Raw genomic sequence first — 21,397 nt, forward strand, 5'->3', positions numbered from 1 at the left:
GATCGATCAAGGACATCGATCGTTTCCACATCAGAAAGGACTCAGAATCTGGCGCTAGACTTGCGGAGCAGTGCCCCGGCCATCCCCCCATGGACCGGGGCACTGCTCTTTCTCACGGTTTCCGTTCCGCTGTGCTACGGCCCTGTGTGGCCTTCTGCCCCATCCATCACCCGGTGCCGAGTTCTGGAAAACGCTCGAGGCCTTCTGGGCAGGTTTGAATGGAAGCTGGTCACCTGCCGTCGTGGCTGTTCGGCCCGGTGAGGCGTCTCGTATCCGGAGCCCTGCAAGATGCCTCACAACGTCCAGCCGTATCCCCCTCTGAGTCCAGGCTGGTCGGGGCCGCAGACCACTTCTAAGAGCCATTCCTCACATGTTCTGGCGTGGAATCACCGGGTTCCAGGTGCGGTTCAGGACAGGCTGCTCTCCCTCGGACACGACGAGGTTGCAGTTCAGGAGGAAGTCTTGGGGTGTGGAGCTCAACCGGACCATTGAGTTGACTGTTGCTTTCCAGTCGTCGCGCTGGAAGGTGATCTCCTGGCGGAACTCGGTGGATGCACTGGCGGGGTCCTGGAGTTCGATCACCTGCTCACGCTCGACCTTGTACTCCATGGCCCAGTTGATTTCGCGGAAGAGGCTCATCCCGTCGCCGGCGTACGCACCGACGCCGCCGACGACCCTTTTGGTCACCTTGTTGGCCGCGACGTCGAGGGTGACGAGCCGCTGGTACTGCTGGCCCTGGTCGAGGGCCACGATCTCGGGGCCGGGCGCTGACTCCGGGGGTGCGAAGGCGACCTCGGAGGCGTTCGCCGAGTCGTAGACGGGGAGGGTGAGGTGGCTGGCGCCGCGGACCAGGACCTGTGTCGCCTCCGGCGCGGGCCAGGCCATCGGCCAGTAGGAGGGTGAGAGGGCGATGCGGAGGCGGTGTCCGGCTGGGAGGGTGTAGCCGGTCGCGCTGAGGTCGATCTCGACGTCGTACCAGTGTCCGGGATCGAGAGCCTCGGGTGCCTCCGAGCCGGTCCGGTGGGTGAGGTTGAGCAGGCCGTGGGCTATCTTGGCGACCGATCCATCCGGTCGGACGTCGTTGAGCCGTGCGGCGATCATGGCCACGGGTTTGTCCGAGCTGACCTGCAGGCGGAGGCGGCTCGTCCCGAGGATTTCCAGGGAATCCGTCAGGGGTTCGCTGTCGAAGCAGAGGGACAGTGCGTCGTCTGGGCGCTGGTCGGGGGCGAGTTCGTGTGGCAGTGCAAAGCCGCCCCAGTCCCCGCCGACCTGGCCGACTGAGAGCTCGAAGGGGAGCGCCTTCTCGGACAGTTCTGCGTGGGAGGTGGTCAGTCCCGAGTCGGCGAGGTTCCAGACGACGTCGGAGACGGATGGAGAGGGCCACTGCTGCTCCCCCACCCAGCGCCCGGCCCGGACGGCCCGCTGGGTCGTCGGGGTCTCGCTGGACTGGAGGAACGCGCGCAGCTTGGGCTCGTTCATGACGCCGTTGTCCGCGCCCTTGAGCCAGTGGTCGTACCAGCGGAGGACCTCTTGGAGGAAGCCGACCGCCGGACCCGGCGCCCCGATGTGGGGGTAGAGATGGGCCCAGGGGCCGATGATGCATTTCGTGGGCGCCGGGAGCTTCTCGGCCATGCGGAGCATGGCCGTTCTGTAGCCGTCTGCCCAACCGCCGACGAGCAGGGTCGCTGCCTTGATCTGGTGGTAGTCCTCGCTGACTGACCCGTGCTTCCAGTATTGGTCACGGCTCTGGTGGCGCAGCCATTCCTCGAGCGGAAAGGCCAGGCCTGCGAGTCGTTCGTCCCACGCCTCCCGCCAGGACGCACCGAGTACCTCTGGGTCCGGTGGGCGTGGAAGGAATGTCTGCAGGGCGGCGCCCCAGTCGATGCCGTCGACGAGCAGGGTCCCGCCCATGAAGTGGACGTCGTCGCCGAAGCGGTCGTCTGTGGCGCAGACTGGGACGATGGCCCGAAGCGCGGGAGGTTGCCGGGCTGCGATCTGCAGGCAGTTGAACCCGCCCCATGACTTGCCGATCATGCCGACTGAGCCGTTGCACCAGGGCTGCTTGCTGAGCCATGCGATCGCGTCGACGGCGTCGTCCTGCTCTTGCAGCGCGTACTCGTCGACCATGACTCCGCGCGACTCCCCGGAGCCGGCCATGTCCAGGCGGACCGAAACGTAGCCATGCTGGGCGAAGTAGCCGTGCATCGGTTCGTCGCGCGCCCGGGTGAAGTCCCGCTTGCGGTACGGGATGTACTCGAGGATCGCGGGGACGGGCGTTGTCGTGGCCGGCTTCCACACCCGCGCGGAGAGCTGGCGCCCATCTCGGGTCGGGATGACGAGGTGCTCGATCACCTCGACTTGATAGGTGGGGTCTGCGTTGCTCAAGGCGTTCCTTCAGGGGTTGGAGCGGACGTGTATGGGAGGCGTCGTGCCGGCCATCTGCCGCGGGCCACCGGGGTTTGGGCGGCTGCAGTTGCCTGCCGATCAGAATGACGATCCGGGCCCTCTGGCGTGTTGGATCCTGCGCGGGTCAGGTGGGGCGGTCGGCGCTCGTCGATGCGTCAAGGCCAAGGCCGAGCCGTTGTGCGACGTAGCGGGTGATCGCCTCCCTTGCCGCGTCGACGGTGATTGAGGAATGCAGGGAGTAGCACTGCACTGCGAGCCCGTCGACCAGTGAGGCGATGTCGCGGGCGAGCGCAATGGGTTGGTCGCAGGAGAACTCCCCCTGCTGGACTCCGCGTTCGATGATCTCCTGCAGGGTCCGGCGCCAGCTGTCGTAGTGGGTGCTCATCCACCGGCCGTACGTCTCGTCCCGGGCGGCGGCGGACCAGAAGTCGATCCAGATGAGCCAGTGCCTCCGGGTCTTGAGGTCGTCGAGGAAAAGGCCTCCCACGATGGCCTGGAGCTCTATGGCGGCGGTGCCGCTGTCTTCGCCTGCCGTGCGGGCGCTCGTGCGCAGCGGTTCGTAGAATTCTCGGGTCTCTGCCTGGACCACTTCGAAGAGGAGCTCCTCAAGGCTGCGGAAGTGGTAGGTGATCGTTCCTGGGGACACCTCGCAGACCTTCGAGATATCGCGGATCTGCACATTGAAGAGGCCCTTGTCGGCGATGAGGTCGCGCGCGGACTCGATCACGAGGCGGCGGCGGACCTCCGTGGGCTGGCGGCTGCGCTCCCGTTCCGACTTGGCCCGGGGGCGCCTCTGTGCCGATGGCCTGGCCACCACGATGGCTCCTCTCCCGTCAGACCGAAGTGCGTTCGATGCGCGAGTCGAATTCCCTGACAAAGTACTCGTCTCCATCGAGGTGCACGGTGATGTGGCTCGTGAGCCGGAAGTGTGTTGCCGTTGCGGTGATCCGTGAGTCGGTCTCGATGAGCACGTCCCAGTCGTCGCGCCGGAGGCCTACCGTCCATGTCGACCGTGCCTCGGCCGTGAGGGGGTCGTTGCCGGAGATGGTGTAGGTCTCGAGGGCGGACTCCCGGTAGACGAGGCCATCGGGGTAGATGCGGTGGCCGCCGTAGTTGGGGTCGACTGTGAGGACCCAGGTGTCGGTTTCCGGGTCGTAGCGCACTTCGCGCTCGGGTCGGCTTCCCTCCGGTGGGCCGGGCGTGACGCCCAGTGGCGCGGCCTGTTCGGGCACTTCGAAGGTGATGTCTTTGCGCAGCAGCGCCTCGGGTGCCAGATGGCCGACCACGAGCTCGGAATGGTCTGGGTCCACGGTCAGCGCTGTGTGCCCGCCGTGGGGCCACAGCCATGGCCAGTAGGTCGTGGACAGAGCGACGCGGATGCGGTGGCCTGCGGGCACGTTCCAGGCGATGGCGGTGAGTTCGACCTCGGCGTTGACCCATTCGCCGGGGGCGAGGTCGTCTGAGCGGTCCATCCCGTTGCGTTTGGCGAGGTTCAGTGCTCCGCGCGTGATGAGGGTCGAGGAGCCGTCGGGGGCGACGTCGCAGAGCCGCACCATGATGTTTGCCCGCGCCGTGTGCGACCGGAGGCGCAGCCGGAGGCGGGGGTTGCCCAGGATGTTTACGTCCTTGTCCAGCGGGGGCGTGTCGAAGAGCGTCGACCGGCCGTCCTCGGACCTCTGGTCGGGCGGCAGGTCGGAGGGGTTGCCGAACGGGAACCAGCGGCCGGCGTCCACGCCGTTGTGCTGCGGGGTATCGACGACAGCGTGGCCGTCCGTCCCTGCCGCGAGCGTCAGCGTGTCAGTGCGGAGATTCCAGGCCATCTCCGAGACCTCCGGTGAGGGCCAGCTGTCCAGCCCGACCCAGGTGCCCTCGCGCACGGCGTACTGGGTCGCCGGCCGGACGCTGTCCTGCTGGTAGACCCGCAGGAGCGGATCGTCCATGACGCCTGTTTCGGCGCCCTTGAGCCAGTGGTCCCACCAGCGGAGTGTCTCCTGCAGGAAGCCGATCGTCGGTCCCGGGGTCCGCTCGATGTCAGGGTACTGGTGCGACCACGGTCCGATGATTCCCCGGCATGGGGCGGCGAGGCCCTCGACGAGGCGCAGGACGGTGTTGCGGTAGGGGTCGGCCCAGCCCCCGACGGCCAGGACGGCGGCGTCGATGGACTGGTAGTCCTCGCACACCGACCCGTGCTTCCAGTAGTCGTCGCGCTCCTGGTGGGCCATCCAGATGTGCGAGAACGGCTCGAGGGCAGCGAGCCGCTCGTCCCACACCTGCTTCCAGGCGTCGCCGACCCGCCATGGCGCGGGCGGGCGGGCCTGGAAGGCGAACATCGTCGCGGCCCAGGCGGACATGTCGATCCCGAGGAGGGCTCCACCGTAGTAGTGGACGTCGTCGGCGTACCGGTCGTCGGTCGAGCACACAGTGACGATGGCCTTGAGCGCGGGGGGCCGTTCCGCGGCGACCTGCAGGGCGTTGAAGCCGCCCCAGGAGATCCCGAACATGCCGACGTTCCCTGTCGACCAGGGCTGTGCGGCGAGCCAGGCGATGACCTCGACGGCGTCCGCCTGCTCCTGGGGGTGGTATTCGTCGAGCATCACCCCTTCCGAATCGCCTGATCCCCGCATGTCGACGCGCACCGAGGCGTAGCCGTGCCCTGCATACCAGGGGTGCCGCTGGGCATCGCGCGGAGCGGTCCAGTCTCCGCGCCGGTAGGGCAGGTATTCCAGCAGGACTGGGACCGGATGCTCGTAGGCGTCCTCGGGCAGCCAGATCGTGGCGGCCAGGCGGGTGCCGTCGCCCATCGGTATCCAGACGTGTTCCAGCACGGTAGGCGTGCGCGGCAATTCGGTGGCGATCCTCACGGTGTTCCTGTTCAGGTTGAGGTTGTGGTCAGCGGATGACGGCGCCGTCGGGCCCGGGGCTTTTCTCTGCGGCCCTTCCCGAAAGCGCCTCGAGCGACTCGACGCTGGCATGGCAGCGCAGCCGATGCGTGGCGGTCAGTTCGATCACGGGCGGCCGGACGGTGCGGCAGGCGGGCAGTTCGAGCGGGCATCTGCCGGCGAACGGGCAGCCGGTCGCCGGCGGGGCGTCGGGCACTTCGTCGCGGCCGACCGTCAGGACGGGGTGTCTCGTGTGGCCGAGCTCGATCACGGAGTCGAGCAGGAGCCTGGTGTAGGGGTGGGAAACCCCGCTGAAGATCTCGTCGGAGCGGCCCTCTTCGACGATCCGGCCCAGGTAGAGCACGACGACGCGGTCGGCCACGGCCCGGACGACGGCGAGGTCATGGGTGATGAAGAGGAATCCGAGCTCCCGCTCGACCGAGAGCCGGTCCATCAGGCGCAGGATCGAGGATTGGACCGAGACGTCCAGCGCTGAGACGATCTCGTCGGCCAGGACCAGGGTCGGCTCCGCGACGATCGCCCTCGCGATGCCCACGCGCTGCCTCTGTCCTCCCGAGAGCTGTCCGGGCAGCCTGGCGCTGAATGTTGCGGGCAGGTCGACCTCCGCCAGGGCTGCCTCGACCGATCGGCCGCGGAGTCCGAAGAGCCGGGCGGGCCTTCCCACGGCGTCCCCGACGGTGTGCCGCGGGTTGAGCGAGGTGTCGGCGTTCTGGAAGATCATCTGGATCGCCTTGCGGATCGGCCTGGGGCGCCGGGACGCGGTGTCACCGAGCTTTTCGCCGTCTTCAAGAGTGAGCGTGCCGGCCTCGCGGGTCTGGAGGCCCGCAACGACGTTGGCGATCGTGGACTTGCCCGATCCGGACTCCCCCACGAGCGCGACGATCTCGCCGGCGAAGATGTCGAGGTCGACGTCCTCCACGGTGGGCCCCGTTCCGGGTGAGGGCTTGCGGCGGTAGTCGACGGTCAGGCCCCGGATCTCCAGCACTTTCCGGGTGCCAGCAGGGGGGCGGCGGACCTGCACGTCGGTCCGGGGTTCCGCCTGCTGGCCGCGCTCGTGCGCCTCGAGGACGGTCTCGTCGAGGCTTGGCGGTATCCCGGGTGCGGCGATCCTGGGGATGCTGGCGATCAGTCCGCGCGTGTAGGGGTGCTGCGGCCGGCTGAGGACCTGGGCGGTGGGCCCTGACTCGACGACGCGCCCCTGCCGCATGACCGCGACGTCGGAGCAGAGGCGTTCGATGACGCCGAGGTCGTGGCTGACGAGGACCATGGACATGCCGAGCTCGTGCTGGAGCTGCTCGAGCGTCTCCAGGATCGCGGCCTGGGTGACGACGTCCAGCCCGGTCGTCGGCTCGTCGAGGACAAGGACCGCGGGGCGTGCCGCGAGGGCCATTGCGATGCCGATGCGCTGCTGCTGGCCTCCGGAGAACTGGTGGGGGTATTTCTCGAGCGCCTCGGCCGGGTTCGGCAGGCGTACCAGTCTGAGGAGGCGTTCGGCCTCGGCCCGCCGCCCGGGTCCGGGGATCGTGCGCTGGAGGCTGATCGTCTCGATGAGCTGGTCGCCTACCCGCATGGTCGGAGTGAGCGCTGCGCCCGCGTTCTGGGGGACGAGGGCGATCGTCGATGACCGGAACCGCCGAAGTGCCCTGCCCTTGAGCGCGAAGGGATCCTGGCCGGCGACGCGCACCGATCCTGAGGAGACGAACGAGGAGGTCCGCAGCGATCCCAGGAGGGCGCTTGCGAGGGTCGACTTGCCGGATCCGGACTCGCCGACCAGGCCCAGCACGTCTCCGGCGCCGAGGCTGAGGGCGATGTCGGTGATGACGTCTACCTGTCGGGAGCCGGAGAGGTAGGCGATCCCGAGGTGCCGGAGTTCGATGAGTGGACTGGTGAGCGGTTCTGCGCTCATCCGATGATCTCCTTCATCCGGTCCACGCCCAGGCTCTTGGCCAGGCCGTCGGAGGCGAGGTTCAGGCCGATGATGAGTGTGGCGAGGGAAATGATGGGGGCGAGCGTCGCCAGGGGGACCACGGCCATGAGGCTGCGGTTCTCGGCTACCATGAGGCCCCAGTCCGGCGTCGGCGGGTTGGCCCCGAAGCCGAGGAAGGACAGGGAGCTGATGAGGAGCACCACCCAGGACGCGCGCATGGCGAACTCGACGAGGACCACGTCGAGGATGTTTGGGAGCACCTCGCGGGTGAGGACGTAGATGACGCCTTCGCCGCGGGCGCGGGCGGCGGTGATGAAGTCCAGGGGCATGACGTCCATCGCGGCCGCGCGCACGATCCGGGTGACGCCGCCGGTGTAGACGACGACCACGCCGAGGACGATGACCCACAGGCCGGATCCGAAGATCGTCACGACGACGAGCAGGGCCAGGAGCGCCGGGACCGCGAGCACGGAGTCGAGCACCCTCGTGACGATCTGGTCGAACCAGCCCCCGTAGTATGCCGCGAGGCCCGCGATAAGCGTGCCGAGCACGACGGCGATAGTGGTCGCGGTGAGGCTCACGCCGAGGGCGTACTGGCCGCCGTACAGCGTTCTGGAGAGGATGTCGCGGCCCAGGCTGTCCGTTCCGAGCGGGTAGGTGCCGCCGGGCAGGTAGAGCACCGCCGAGGGGTTGTTCGCGGTGGGGTCGTGCGGTGCGATCAGCGGTGCGAGCAAGGCGAGGAGGAGGTGCATGACGACGAGGGCGAACCCGATCGTTGCCATCTTCGAGCGGAGGATGGAGCGGACCACCCGTTTGAGGCCTCCGGCACGGCCCGGGGCCGTGGCGGGGGTTGCTGCGACGGTCGTCATCGGGCCCTCCTCGGGTGCCGCAGTCGCGGATTGAGCAGCATGGCAGCGATGTCTGCCAGCAGGTTGCACACGACATAGGTCACGGCGCTGAGGACGGCGATGAGCAGGATCGTGGGCAGATCGCGGCTCTGGACCGACTGGATCATCAGGGTCCCCATCCCGGGGTAGTTGAAGATGCTCTCCACCACGACGACTCCGCCGATGAGCCAGGCGATGTTCATGGCCAGCACGTTCAGCGTCGGCAGGATCGCGCTCGGGATGATGTGCCGTCCGACCAGCCTCGCCGGGGAGATTCCCTTCAGGGTCGCGGTCCGGACGAAGTCGGTCTCCAGGACGTCGATCACCGAGGTCCTCATCATCCGGATGATGTAGGCCGCCGCGACGATGGTCAGGGACAGCGCCGGCAGCGCGATCGAGGGCAGCAGCTCGCCGATGCCGGCGTCGCGCCCGGCCACGACGACCGCCGGGAAGATGGGGATGGTGATCGAGAAGAGCAGCACGAGCAGGGTCGCGACGATGAACTCCGGAAGGCTCATCCCGACGAGGGAGACCGTCGAGATCACCGAGTCGGGCCAGCGGTTGCGGAACAGGCCCGCCACGAGCCCGAGGACGAGCGCAAGGGTAAAGCCCAGGACGATCGTCGTCCCGGCCAGCAGCGCCGTGTTCAGCAGCGCCCGGCCGACCTCGGGGCCGACGGGCTGGCCGCTCACGAGCGACGTGCCGAAGTCCCCGGTGAGCGCCCCTCCCAGCCATGACCCGAACCGGGCCAGCGGAGACCTGTCCAGCCCGAGTTGGGCGCGGAGGGTGGCCACGGCCTCCGGGGTCGCGTTCTGCCCGAGGATCTGGGTTGCCGCGTCGCCCGGCAGGGACTGGACCGCAGAGAAGACCAGGATGACCGAGAGGAGGACCGTGGCAACGGCCCACCCCAGGCGGGTCAGGACTAGGCGGGCGATCATCGTCAGGCGGCGAGGCCGATGTTGAGGTAGTCGAACTCGAAGCCATACTCCTTGTACCCGGCGACCTTCTTGCTCAGGCCGACGAGGCGATCGGCGAAGAAGGGCGTGAGCGAGGCGGCGTCGTCGATGAGCAGCTTCTGCGCATCCTGGTAGAGGGTCTTGCGCTTGGCGTCGTCGACCGTCGCCCGTGCGTCGTCCAGGAGCTTGTCGAACTGCGGATTGGCGTAGCCGCTCTCGTTGTACGACGAACCGCTGCGGAAGATCTGGTTGAGAAGCTGGTCGATCGGCCGCCCCGCGTACCAGTAGCTGACCATCAGCGGCTTCTTCATCCAGATGTCGGTGTAGTACGAGTCCGAGGACACATTCTTCACGTCCAGGGTGATGCCCGCGTCCGCCACGCTGCCCTTGAGGGCCAGCGCCAGGGGTGTGAGCACCGAGTCGTAGGTGGAGGTGTAGATCTCGACCGCAAGGGTGGACATTCCGGCCTGCTTGAGCAGGGCCTTGGACTTGTCCAGGTCGTATTCCAGCCCGTAGTCCAGACGGTAGGCGTCCGAGGGCGGCACGGGGTTGTTGTGCCCGAGCGTGCCGTTGCCGTTCACGGCGAGCTGCATCACGTCCTTGGGGTTGTATGCGTGCGCGAGCGCCCGCCGGATCAGCGGATCGGTGAACGGAGCAGCCGTGTTGAGCATGGGGACCGTGTACCACTGGGCGTTCTTGACCGTCGCGACAGTCGCGCCCGCGGACGCGATCACCGTGCGGGAGGTCGCGTAGTCGAGGTTGGTCTGGGAGATGAGGTCGACCTGGCCGGCGAGCAGGGCGTTCACCCGCGCCTGGGTGTCGGCGATGGAGGAGAACTCGATCACGTCCAGCTTGGCCTTGCCGCCGAAGTAGTCCTCGTTGCGGACGATCTTGCCCGGGCCGGCCGCGGTGAACGAGTCCAGCTTGAACGGGCCCGTGCCGATGCCGCTCTTGCCGATGGTGTCGGCGGAGCCCTCCGGGATGATGTAGCAGTTGTACCCGGCCAGGAGGCTGACGAACTCCGCATTCGGCGTGGTCAGCGTGAACACCGCCGTCGTGTCGTCCTTGGCGGTGACCGAGCTGCCCTTGATGAAGGGGGCCAGGACGCCGGCCTGCGGCGACTTGACGGCCGGGTCGAGGATGTGCTGGATCGTATAGGCGACGTCCTTGGCGCTGAAGGGCTTCCCGTCGTGCCACTTGACGCCCTTGCGCAGGGAGAAGGTCCAGGTCATGGCGTCCTTGGACATCTGCCAGGACTCGGCGAGGTCTGGCTGGGCGGTGTTGGACTCATCGAGCCGGACCAGGCGGCTGTAGAGCGCGCCCAGGTACTCGTAGGCGGAGAGCGAGCTCGCCGGGTCGAGGGTCTCCGCCTTCGACGCCGGCGGCCGCGCGATGCGCAGGGTGCCCCCCTGCTTGGCCGCGGCGGAGGACGCCGACCCCGAGGCCTGGACCGCGGGGCCGCCGCTACCGCACGCGGACAGGGCCACAGTCGACAAGAGCGCCAGCCCCGAGCCGGCCAGGAGCGTGCGGCGGGACAGGGGCTTCCCTGCCGCGGAGAAGACGGAGCTATCCATGCTTGCGACCTTCCACCTTTGTCGTCCCCACGCTGGGACGATCTTATTGCTGCACTGTACGATTATGTTCTGGACAAGCGCAATAGAGTCGTCCAAGATGCTCGTTATGAATGCTGGCGAGTGGAGCCCCTGACGTGAACGTGTCCTGGATGCGACGACCGGATGTCCTCATGGTCCTCACGTCCGCCCCGACCTACGTGGCCACCAGCGAGGTCCTGCGCCGGGTCGGCCCCTTCGACCTGACCCCCCTGCGGTTCCTCGTCGCGGCAGCCGTCCTCGGCGCGTACCTCGCATGGCGGCGGCGCGGACGCTGGTCGATTAGTGGCGCATCGGCCCGCGACCGGTGGACCGTCGTGGCCATCTCCCTCATCGGGTACGGCGGCTACGGCACCCTGCTCAACCTCGGCCAGACGACTGTCCCCGCGGGCACCGCGAGCCTGCTGCTGAACATGTCACCGGTGTTCGCCGCGGCCTTAGGGGCCCTGCTCCTGGGCGAAAGGGTCTCCCGCCGGGCGGTAGCGGGCATGGCCCTGGCGGTCGCCGGCACCACAGCTGTTGCCCTGATGGGGTCGGGGGCGGTCGGGTTCGACTGGAACGCATTGACGATCCTGGCCGCTGCCCTGATCCTCAGCCTCTTCCTCATCGTCCAGCAGCCCCTGCTCCGGCGGATCGACCCGATCGAGCTCGTCTTCTGGGGCTGCCTCATCGGCGGCCTGGCCACCCTTCCCCTCGCCCCGTTCCACCTCGACCCCGGCCAGTGGCAGGCGGGGACCTGGGTCGCCCTCGCCGCCCTCATCCTCTCCGGCACGGTCCTCGCCTACAGCTTCTGGAACATCGCCCTCGCCGCAACCAGCGTGTCCGAGGGCGGCGCGCTCCTCTTTGCCGTGCCCGTCTTCTCCCTCACCTTCGGATGGGCCCTACTCGGCCAGGTCCCCACCATCGGCGCCGTCATCGGCGGGGTGGTCGCCCTCGCCGGCGTCGTAATAGTGACCAAGGCACACCGGCAACAGCGCGGCGCGGGGGCCGGGATGCCCCGACTCATGGCGGCACCACCAGTCGCCGAGGACGTCGTGCCGGTCGAGCTCAGCGGAGAGGACCTGCTGGCGATCACTACAGCAGCCGACGCTGCGGCCGCGAGGGTCGGGGCCAGGCTCGTCACGGTGTCCCTGTGGCGCCCGGAGTCCCAGGACCTCGTGCGGGTGTACACCTCGCTTCCGGAGCTCTACCGCCTTGGTGGCATTTCGGCCCACCTCGGACCCGAGTGGGCAGAGCAGTGCATCGTCCGCCAGGAGTCGTATCTGGCGGACAGCCCAGCCGATCTCACGACGGACGCCTTCGAGCACCACGACATGCTCGCCTCCCTCGACCTCGGCGCCGCGATCAACGCCGTCGTGTCACAAGGGGGGAAGTTCGTTGGGTGCATCAACCTGCTCGACCGGGCCGGGAGCTACACCGCTGCCGACCTCAACGCAGTCGAGGAAGCAGCCGCACCCCTCGGTCCCCTGCTGGACAGGATCCAGCGGGCAGAGTCCTGGAACCGAGGTCCCGCTCCCGAGACGGGGGCAGCCTGAGCGAGGATAAAGGGCACCTACCTGTCACGGGCGTCTGCCGGCGGGGCGCCACCACCCGAGGCCTGATAGCCACGTAAGTGGGGTGATCAAGGTTCCATTGACGGATCAGCCTCGGAAGATTCGAGCCGGCCTCCAAGCATCGCGCACCACCTCGAAGATCCCGGGAAGTTCCGAGGTCCGCAGAGCGTCCCAACAATGGGTCCTACTCCCATTTTCTGGGAATCAGCTCATCTTGGTGTTTGATGGCAAGCGACCTCAGCACCACCAAGGAGGGCCGCTCGGTTTGCCGAAGCGGCCCTCCTTTGTGTCACTTTGGCCTAGCCGCGACGGTCGCATGAGCCTCAGCCCTGTGCGTCAGTCCCTCTGGGGAGGGGAATCTTGCTCAGGACTTCCCGGTCTGCCCTGATGGCAGCTATTCGCTGCTGGATGGGGCCCACAGCCGCGATCTGGGCGTTGTGGCGTTCCGCTGCATCACGGTGCTGGTCGAGGTGCCAGTTGACCCGCCGCAGTGTCTCCCGGAAGCTCTGGCCGATCTTCTCCGGGTCTGGGACCTCGCCCGCTGGGTGAACAGACTCAATCGTGAGCCGGCGCATAGAGGTGTCCACGTGGCCCGCTGGCGGGTTGAGGTTGTATGTCGTGGGACGGACGGAGAACAGCTGAGCGTCCCCGGTGAACGGGACCGAGAGTCGGTACACCTTCACGGTCCGGCGCACATCGGAGAAGGAAAATTGACGTCCGAGGTCGACGGTCCTGTCGACCGAGTCCGGCTGGCGGTCTGGGCCCAGAAGTGTAAGGCTCACGACTCCATGGCGTTCGAGGAGTTCGGCGGCGATGTCCTCTGGCGTTCGCGCCAGCAGGTCGTCCGGATTCCAATGCTTCAGATCATCCGCGTAGCTTTGCATCTTTGACGCCAAGTACTCCGCGATCCCTTGTCCCGCAAACAGTGTTCTGACTTGCTTGTCATCCGCTGGGGTGACCATTTTTTCCTCGTTCTCGGTAATTGACTGACTGGAACGAGGGCCCTAGAGTTTTGGACTGGAATAGTTCGGGCCCTAGGGCCCTCAGAGGTCGGGCGTTGACGCGCCCGGCCTCTACTTTTAATGTGACAGGCAGCGAGGCGAAACACAAGCGTGGAACTACACCTCTGGGATTCGCACGGCGTGCCCTGTCAGCCCAGCCCAGTCCGCGGGCTCGCCGCCCGACCTTGCCGGGTTGCTCGGAGAGGTACCGGTAGATGGTCGGGCGCGTGACGCCGACCCCGGCGGCGATCTGCTCCACCGTGTAGGCGCGCTTACCGTCAGGCCCCGGTCTCCTCGTACATTTGACGGGCAAGGCGCCACCTGGCGGGACCCGAGCTTGGGCTTCTGGCCGCCCGTCGGCCCCTGGCCCTAGCCACCGCGAGGACATCCCGGGTCCGCTCGGACATCAGCGCACCTGCCGAACTCCGCGATCGGCGCCTAGGATGTGGAAGAACATCTTCCCCGCCAGGGTCGAGGTGTCGATCCCCTGGCCCAGCACCACTAGGTCCACGCCCGTGGCCTGCAGCTGCTCAGAGAGCTCAATCAGGTTCTCCAGCGACCGCTCGAGCCCGTCGAGCTTGGTCACCACCAGTTGGTCCCCTGGCCCGGTTCGCTGAGAGAAGTGCCTTCTCCAGTCCCGGCCTGGATGCCAGCTTCCCGGAGGCCAAGTCAACGAAGACCTACTCGCAGCCGGCGGCGGCAAGGGCATCCTGCTGGGCATCGACATGCTGGTCCCTAATCGAGACCCCCCGTACCCACGCGCATCCCCAGAATGTGTCAGAAACAGGAGAATGCAGGACATAGGCGCGTACACGACAAGCTTGCCAACTTGGGGCCAAGAAATTCGCGGCTGCTCGAGAGGCCCATCGCTCCGTCTCGGGAACGATCGATCGTTTCCGCACTCAGAACGGACTCAGAATCTGGCACTAGACTGGCGGGGCGGCGCCCCGGCCATCCCCCCATGGACCTGGGCGGGGACTGTCAATTTTTCGGTGTAAGTGGGTTGTGATTGTCGGGTCAGCGGCGGGCTGCGGAGAGCCGGCCGTCGAAGGTGATGTCGAAGGCGTTCAGGGCCTGCTTCCATCTCTGGGTCCATCGGGCTCTTCCCTTGCCGGTGGGGTCCAGGGCCATGACGGCGAGGTAGACGCATTTGAGCGCTGCCTGCTCGTTGGGGAAGTGGCCGCGGGCCTTGACGGCCTTGCGGATCCGGGCGTTGACGGACTCGATCGCGTTCGTCGTGCACACGATCCGGCGGATCTCCCGGTCGAACTGCAGGAACGGGACGAACTCGGCCCAGGCGTTCTCCCATAGCCGCACGATCGCCGGGTACTTCTTGCCCCATTGCTCGCCGAACTCCAGGAAGCGCTCCTCGGCCTGCTCCACGGTCGCCGCCTGATAGACGGGCTTGAGGCCCCGCGAGATCGCGTCCCAGTCCTGCCGGGCCGCGTAGCGGAAGCTGTTGCGCATCAGGTGCACGATGCAGGTCTGCACGAGCGTGGCCGGCCACACGTTGCCCACCGCGTCGGGGAGCCCCTTGAGGCCGTCGCAGACGAGCATCAGGACGTCCTCGACACCGCGGTTGCGGATCTCGGCCAGGACCTGCTGCCAGTACTTGGCCCCTTCCCCCATCGAGCTGCCGGTGGTTGCCGTCGACCGTTCAGCAGGCATTCCGACAGACCTCGTAGTGGCAGCAAACGTCGCCGGCGCGGCTGAAGGCACCGAGTGGCTTTACGGCCAAGGGTTCAAACGTGTTGCCTGCATCACGGGACCGCGTCACGTTACAACGGCTCGCCAGCGGAGGGCCGGATGGGCTGAAGCCACGCACGCCCACGGACCGCTCAACGAGGACTATCTCCTATGGTCGGACTACCATGCAGCGGGAGGCCATGCAGCCATGCTGAGGCTTTTGGGACTGGAAACCCCGCCGGACGCCGCGTTCGTTGCGAACAACCTCATGGCTATGGGAGCAATCGGCGCGCTGCGAGAATCTGGGCTCCAACCCCCCGAATTCGGTCTCGCAGTCTTCGGGGACCTCCCCTTCGTTCCCTGGGAACGCTATGCCGTCCACGTCGTCCCGCTTCAAGCCCGTGAGATTGGTGCGCACGCGGCCCGGCTGCTTCTGGACAGAATCAACGGGGAAGTCGGGTCACCCAGGAAGATCATCATCGACTCCTCCGGGAGGCCATCCGATGAGCACGTCGACGCAGGACGGGCAGCTCTAGTGGGCCAGATCGAGAGCTTAGCTCAACCGCCACCTGCCTGCTCACCGCGGGTACGCAGCCAGACCGGCCTGTTGCCAGACTAAGGCCCACTGAAGACGTCGATCGCCTTGCAACCCTCAGGATCCGAGACATCTCACGGGGACCAGGCCGTGACACCTGAAGCTACCGAGCTTCGCCTGAGATCACGGGATCCCATAGGCGCGCATGATACTCAGAACCATGTCACGCAACCATCTGCTTGAATTGTTATATCCATCGTCGCTTATGAGGCACATCCACTGACCGCAGGTGGGCAGAAACCACTGGCCATTGACACACGGACTAGATGAGTGAGTCCGTTTGGTTCAGTGGTCGTAGGCGATGAGGGATCGTTTGGCGGGTGCGTTGGTGAGCCAGTTGTGCCAGATCCCGGCTGCGAGGGCGAGGAGGCGTGCTGCGACGCGGGAGAGGACTCCGGCGAGGGTCCTTCCGCCGTGCTCCTCGAGGGTGAGTTGGCCTTTGAGGGTGTCGAAGACGGACTCGACCCATTGCCGGATGCCTCCGAGCTTGCCGAACCGGGGCTTCTCGTCCTTGCGGTCGGGGCGGATGAGGCTGACTCCGAGCTGTTCGGTGAGGAAGGACTCGAACTCTGCTCCGGCGAAGCCCTTGTCACCGACGATGACCTGCCCGGGCCGGAGCAGGTGTCGGTCGTGGTCCAGGAGCACGGCGGTGGCCTCGCGTTCGCCGATCTTCGGGTTCGCCAGCCCCCAGACCACCGGCATCCCCTCGGGCGTGCACAGCAGGTAGAGCCGGAAGCCCCAGAAGTAGCGGGAGTGGGAGGCGCAGTAGCCGTAGCCGGCGTGGCCGGCCAGGTCGGAGCGCTTCACGGTTTCGCGGGACTTCCCGCAGGGCAGGGGCGTGGAGTCGACCAGACGGGTCAGCTCGTGCCATGTGGGGGTGTCGCGGGCGAGTTCGGTGATCACGGCGGACATCAGCGCGCTGGCCGCCCGGACGCGCTTGCCCCAGCCGGACTGGTGCGGCAGGTGGGGGAACATCCCGATCAGATGGGCCCTGGCGTACCGGATCCATCGGCGCTCCGAGGCGACGCCGAGGAGGTGCTGGGCCACGAGCAGGCACAGCAGCTCGGCATCCTCCAGCACCGGCTTCCTGCCCGGGCGGTGGTCACGGGAGAACCCGACCGCAGGGAGGATCCGGTCCTCGAGGTGGACGTAGAGTGTGGTCAGGAGGGTGTTCAGTTCAGTCTTCACACGCCGGGCTTAACAAGTCGGGATGCCGCGCCAGGTCGACACCACACGATTGCACAGTATCGCGAATAGACGGTCGGTCCAGAGATCCCTTCCGCCTTGGTTTTCAGATAGCTCCGGGTGACACAAGATCGGCAGCTGCCGGGAAGGACCAACAAATACAAATCCCTGCGGTTCGGGGGGCAGGCATCTCCGGTGGCGGCGGATGGCCGGGGGAGGGCGGGAAGGTGGTTCCTCTAGGCTTGTGCAGAGTTGTCTTTGAAGTCGCCGGTCGGATGCAGGTGACAGCAGGCGATGATGTCAGGAGGAAGGCCTTGCATTACAGACTGAAGGATCAGGGCCGGTTCTGGCCGCTGGATTCCCTCCGCCGTCTGGAGGGGATTCTGAAGGCTGTGCGTCGGGGGACGGGAGACAATGACGCCCTGCGGCGTCAGCTTGAAGCGACGCTGCGGACCCGGCCGTTCGATCGGTCCAAGGCCGCCGCCTTCCATGCAGTAGCTGGTCGCGTCCGGCAGGAACGCGGGGAGGATGTCGCGGCCTGCGTAGAGTTCGAGGTGGCTCTGGACATCTACACCGCACTCGGCGACCGTGAGGGGCAGGCGCGAGTACGGGACGGTCTCGGGGACGTGCACTATGGCTCGGGCCGGTTGAAGGAGGCGCTGGCCGAATATAAGGCGGCCTTGGCTCTCAATACCCGCATCATCCGCGAGGAGCAGGCGCGGGAGCGGGACATCCTCGGGGTCCTGCATCAGGTTGCGGGCCGGTGGGAGGAGGCCCGTACCGAGCATGAGGCGGCGCTGGAGCTCCACACCGAGCTCGGGGACCGTAAGGGGCAGGCCCGGGTGCGGTTCAACCTCGCCGGCCTGCACCAGGCCGCGGGCCGGTGGGAGGAGGCCCGTACCGAGTATGAGGCCGCGCTCGAGCTCTACACCGGCCTTGGCGACCGTAAGGGGCAAGCCCGGGTGCGCGACAACCTCGGCACCCTGCACCAGGATGCGGGCCGGTGGGAGGAGGCCCGTACCGAGTATCAGGCGGCGCTGGAGCTCCACACCGGCCTTGGGGACCGTGAGGGGCGGGCGCGGGTGCGGTTCAACCTCGCCCGCCTGCACCAGGCCGCGGGCCGGTGGGAGGAGGCCCATACCGAGTATGAGGCGGCGCTCGAGCTCGGCACCGGCCTTGGGGACCGTGAGGGACAGGCGGGGGTGCGGAACAACCTCGGGGTCCTGTACCAGGCCGTGGGCCGGTGGGAGGAGGCCCATACCGAGTATCAGGCGGCGCTGGGCCTCTACACCGGCCTTGGCGACCGTAAGGGGCAAGCCCGGGTGCGCGACAACCTCGGCACCCTGCACCAGGATGCGGGCCGGTGGGAGGAGGCCCGTACCGAGTATCAGGCTGCGCTGGAGCTCCACACCGGCCTTGGGGACCGTGAGGGGCGGGCGCGGGTGCGGTTCAACCTCGCCGGCCTGCACCAGGCCGCGGGCCGGTGGGAGGAGGCCCATACCGAGTATGAGGCGGCGCTCGAGCTCGGCACCGGCCTTGGGGACCGTGAGGGACAGGCGGGGGTGCGGAACAACCTCGGGGTCCTGTACCAGGCCGTGGGCCGGTGGGAGGAGGCCCATACCGAGTATCAGGCTGCGCTGGGCCTCTACACCGAGCTCGGGGACCGTCAGGAGCAGGCAGTGGTGCGGAACAACCTCGCGGGCATGCACCGGGCCGCGGGCCGGTGGGAGGAGGCGCTGGCCGAGTATCAGGCTGCGCTGGGCCTCTACACCGAGCTCGGGGACCGTCAGGAGCAGGCAGTGGCGCGGTTCAATCTCGCCGGCCTGCACCGGGCCGGGGGCCGGTCGGACGAGGCCTGCACCGAATACCAGGAGGCCCTCGCCATTTACAGCGAGCTGGGCCTGGCCGAGGAGCAGGCAGTGGTGCGGAACAACCTCGCGGGCACGCACCAGGACGCGGGCCGGTTGGAGGAGGCGCTGGCCGAGTATCAGGCTGCGCTGGGCCTCTACACCGAGCTCGGGGACCGTGAGGGGCAGGCCCGGGTCCGATACAACCTCGGGGTCCTGCACCAGGACGCCGGCCGGTCGGACGGGGCCCGCACCGAGTATCAGGCTGCGCTGGGACTCTACATCGAGCTCGGGGAGCGTGAGGGGCAGGCCCGGGTCCGGAGCAACCTCGCCGACCTGTACCAGGACGCGGGCCGGTGGGAGGAGGCGCTGGCTGAATTCGAGGCGGCGCTGGGGCTCCACACCGAGCTCGAGGACGGTGAGGGGCAGGCCCGGGCCCGGTACAACCTCGGGGTTCTGCACCGGGATGCGGGCCGGTCGGACGAGGCCCGCACCGAATACCAAGAGGCCCTGGACCTCTACACCCGCCTGGACCTGCCCGAGGACCAGGCGAGAGTACTGTACAACCTCGGGGTTCTGCACCGGGATGCGGGCCGATGCGAGCAGGCCAATGCTGAGTTCGAGGCGTCCCTCGCCATTTACATCGACCTGGACCTGCTCGAGGACCAGGCGAGAGTGCGGAACAACCTCGGGGACCTGCACCAGGCCGCGGGCCGATGGGAGGAAGCACTGGCTGAGTTCGAGGCGTCCCTCGCCATTTACATCGACCTGGACCTGCTCGAGGACCAGGCGAGAGTGCGGAACAACCTCGGGGACCTGCACCAGGCCGCGGGCCGATGGGAGGAAGCACTGGCTGAGTTCGGGGCGGCGCTGGACCTCTACACCGAGCTCGGGGCCCGTGAGGGGCAGGCGCGGGTACGGAGCAACCTCGGGGTTCTGCACCGGGATGCTGGCCGGTGGGAGCAGGCCCGCACCGAGTTCGAGGCGGCCCTGGACCTCTACACCCGCCTGGGCCTGCCCGGGGACCAGGCGAGTGTGCGGAACAGCTTCGCCGGCCTGCACCAGGATGCGGGCCGGCGGGAGGAGGCGCTGGCCGAGTATCGTGCGGCTTTAGACCTTTACACAACCATCGGAGACCGTGAGGGACAGGCACGGGTGCGGAACAACCTCGGCAACCTGCATCAGGATGCGGGCTCGTGGGAGCAGGCACGCACCGAATACGAGGCGGCCTTGGGCCTCTACACCCGCTTGGGCCTGCCCGGGGACCAGGCGAGTGTGCGGAACAACCTCGGGGCCCTCCATCGGGCTGCGGGCCGGTGGGAGGAGGCGCTGGCCGAGTACGAGGCGGCGCTGGGCCTCTTCACAGACCGGGGACTGCCTGAGAAGCAGGCGATGGTGCGGCACAACCTCGGGGCGCTGTACAGTGACGCGGGCCGGTGGGAGCAGGCCCGCACCGAATACCAGGCGGCTCTGGACCTCTACACCGGGCTGGGCCTGCTGGCGGGTGTGGGCCGGGCCCATGAAGGGCTGGCGGTGCTGTCCGCGGAATTGGGGAACCCGGTCGAGGCCGAGGTGCATCACGGGCTGGCACGGGAGGCGTTCCTGTCCCAGGGATTGTCCCAGGAGGCGGCCTCCACAGACATCGCCTGCGCCCGCGCGCTCTACACCAACGGGCTGCTCCCGGCCGCCGATGCCCTGTCCCTGGCCCTGCCGGCGGCCCTGCACCTGGACGCGGTCCGGTTCCAGTTCGCCACCGCGCCCGAGCGCATCGCCTGGTCCGCCAAGGCCTCCGACGCCCTGGACCTGGTCTTCGCCCTGGCCGCGGAGACCGGCAACCCGGCCCTGATCGCCGACACCGTCGAAACCCACCTCAACCGCACCGCCCACACCACCGGGACAGCCGGAACAGGCGGAGGCCCCGGCCAAGTGATCGACGCGGCCCGGGCCCTCGGGATCGAGGCCGCAGAAGCCGCCCTCGCCCGCACACCCCACCCCTTCACACCGGACCCCGCCGATGGGGGCCCAGCCGCGACCGCCGCGGGAACCACCCTCCTTGTGGCCACCGCAGTCCTGCCCGCCGCACCACCCCCACCCCTGCTCGCCCCCACAGGCAACGCGCCAGCCCGAATCATCCTCAACCTCCCCACCACCCCCTACCCCCGCCCCCACACCACCGCCACACCCATCCGAACCTGGTAACCGGTTGCCCTCGTGCCCCGTCTGGCAGTCCTTGTAGAGTCCCTGCAGGATCGGATGACGGCGAGGGGATGCTTGGTGGAACATTTGGTTGGCTTCCGTGTAGCGGGAGTACGGGAGCTCGACCATCGTTCGCTCGAGGTGCTGGGGGAACGGACCCTTCCCGCGCTGCTGTCGACGTTGACGGCTGCGGGCGAAGGGACGTCGCTGGCCTTCTCATTCGCGTCGGACGGAGCGGGTGCCGCGAGGGTCGGGGTGGAATGCGCAGGTGCGCGGGCTGTGGAGCTGGGTGAGGCGGTGGTGCGCCTGCTTACGCCGTTGGCTCTTCTGGCGGAGGGAGATGTCCCGAAGGGCGGTGTACCGGCGCGGTGGGCTTTGGGGCCGATTGTCCGTGCAACCGGTGCGGGGTTCGTCCCTCAGGAGGCTGTCCGTCCTGTGGATGTCGGCGAGGTCGGCATGCCTGCTCCGAGGTTCCGGGATGTGGTGGAGGCAGTCCTGGGTTCGCCCGGGAGGACGGTGCGTGTGACCCTTGAGGCCCGCCCTGGGGTACGGGGCGAGGTGGTTCCCCTCTTCACCGTCAAGGCTACTGCCGCTGCAGCGGACTACGCGGGGGAGGCTCCCCCTCTGGACATAGCGGCTGTCCTGGAC

At 67.8% G+C, this 21,397-nt stretch carries 13 protein-coding genes and 1 pseudogene; 3 read left to right on the forward strand and 11 right to left on the reverse strand.

Annotated elements, in window-relative coordinates; all coding sequences use genetic code 11:
* Positions 1-366 precede the first annotated feature (366 nt).
* From IE231_RS17045 to IE231_RS17075, 7 genes are all read right to left on the reverse strand, one after another.
* The gene (locus IE231_RS17045) at positions 367-2,385 is read right to left on the reverse strand and encodes a CocE/NonD family hydrolase (RefSeq protein WP_189695197.1); all 2,019 of its coding nucleotides are present in this window, start codon (positions 2,383-2,385) and stop codon (positions 367-369) included.
* A 145-nt stretch (positions 2,386-2,530) separates the two neighbouring features.
* Positions 2,531-3,223 (reverse strand): TetR/AcrR family transcriptional regulator, encoded by a 693-nt coding sequence (locus IE231_RS17050; RefSeq protein ID WP_189695198.1) that lies wholly within the window; start codon positions 3,221-3,223, stop codon positions 2,531-2,533.
* Between the two features lie 16 nt (positions 3,224-3,239).
* Positions 3,240-5,267, reverse strand: a complete 2,028-nt coding sequence (locus tag IE231_RS17055; RefSeq protein ID WP_201896958.1) for a CocE/NonD family hydrolase — start codon at positions 5,265-5,267, stop codon at positions 3,240-3,242.
* Between the two features lie 28 nt (positions 5,268-5,295).
* The gene (locus tag IE231_RS17060) at positions 5,296-7,212 is read right to left on the reverse strand and encodes an ABC transporter ATP-binding protein (protein WP_189695199.1); all 1,917 of its coding nucleotides are present in this window, start codon (positions 7,210-7,212) and stop codon (positions 5,296-5,298) included.
* Positions 7,209-8,102: an ABC transporter permease gene (locus IE231_RS17065; protein ID WP_189695200.1), complete on the reverse strand. Its 894-nt coding sequence runs from the start codon at positions 8,100-8,102 to the stop codon at positions 7,209-7,211. The genes IE231_RS17060 and IE231_RS17065 overlap by 4 nt, the downstream gene beginning before the upstream one ends.
* The gene (locus IE231_RS17070) at positions 8,099-9,058 is read right to left on the reverse strand and encodes an ABC transporter permease (RefSeq protein ID WP_189695201.1); all 960 of its coding nucleotides are present in this window, start codon (positions 9,056-9,058) and stop codon (positions 8,099-8,101) included. Before IE231_RS17070 ends, IE231_RS17065 begins: the two co-directional genes overlap by 4 nt.
* Before the next feature lie 2 nt (positions 9,059-9,060).
* Positions 9,061-10,650, reverse strand: coding sequence for an ABC transporter substrate-binding protein (locus IE231_RS17075; RefSeq protein WP_189695202.1), 1,590 nt, complete (start codon positions 10,648-10,650; stop codon positions 9,061-9,063).
* A gap of 149 nt (positions 10,651-10,799) precedes the next feature.
* Between IE231_RS17075 and IE231_RS17080 the strand changes: the two genes are divergently transcribed.
* Positions 10,800-12,221 (forward strand): DMT family transporter, encoded by a 1,422-nt coding sequence (locus IE231_RS17080; protein ID WP_189695203.1) that lies wholly within the window; start codon positions 10,800-10,802, stop codon positions 12,219-12,221.
* Positions 12,222-12,562: 341 nt separating this feature from the next.
* Here the strand turns inward: IE231_RS17080 and IE231_RS17085 are convergent, their stop codons facing one another.
* The 3 genes and pseudogenes from IE231_RS17085 to IE231_RS17095 all read right to left on the reverse strand — a co-directional run.
* Complete coding sequence (locus tag IE231_RS17085) at positions 12,563-13,201, reverse strand: hypothetical protein (protein ID WP_189695204.1); 639 nt, start codon at positions 13,199-13,201, stop codon at positions 12,563-12,565.
* 445 nt (positions 13,202-13,646) lie between these two features.
* Complete coding sequence (locus tag IE231_RS18355; RefSeq protein ID WP_229867342.1) at positions 13,647-13,826, reverse strand: recombinase family protein; 180 nt, start codon at positions 13,824-13,826, stop codon at positions 13,647-13,649.
* 431 nt (positions 13,827-14,257) lie between these two features.
* Positions 14,258-14,866, reverse strand: a pseudogene (locus IE231_RS17095) (IS256 family transposase); the annotation flags it as partial.
* Between the two features lie 58 nt (positions 14,867-14,924).
* Between IE231_RS17095 and IE231_RS18575 the strand changes: the two are divergent.
* Complete coding sequence (locus tag IE231_RS18575; protein ID WP_374189470.1) at positions 14,925-15,545, forward strand: substrate-binding domain-containing protein; 621 nt, start codon at positions 14,925-14,927, stop codon at positions 15,543-15,545.
* A 261-nt stretch (positions 15,546-15,806) separates the two neighbouring features.
* Here the strand turns inward: IE231_RS18575 and IE231_RS17105 are convergent, their stop codons facing one another.
* Positions 15,807-16,709 carry an IS982 family transposase gene (locus IE231_RS17105; protein ID WP_189695206.1) on the reverse strand — a complete coding sequence of 301 codons (903 nt, stop codon included), beginning with the start codon at positions 16,707-16,709 and terminating at the stop codon, positions 15,807-15,809.
* Positions 16,710-17,260: 551 nt separating this feature from the next.
* On the opposite strand from IE231_RS17105, the gene IE231_RS17110 reads away from it, so the two are divergent.
* Positions 17,261-20,752, forward strand: a complete 3,492-nt coding sequence (locus IE231_RS17110) for a tetratricopeptide repeat protein (RefSeq protein ID WP_189695207.1) — start codon at positions 17,261-17,263, stop codon at positions 20,750-20,752.
* Positions 20,753-21,397: the final 645 nt, after the last annotated feature.

Source organism: Sinomonas cellulolyticus (assembly GCF_014656475.1).
Classification (GTDB): Bacteria; Actinomycetota; Actinomycetes; order Actinomycetales; family Micrococcaceae; genus Sinomonas; species Sinomonas cellulolyticus.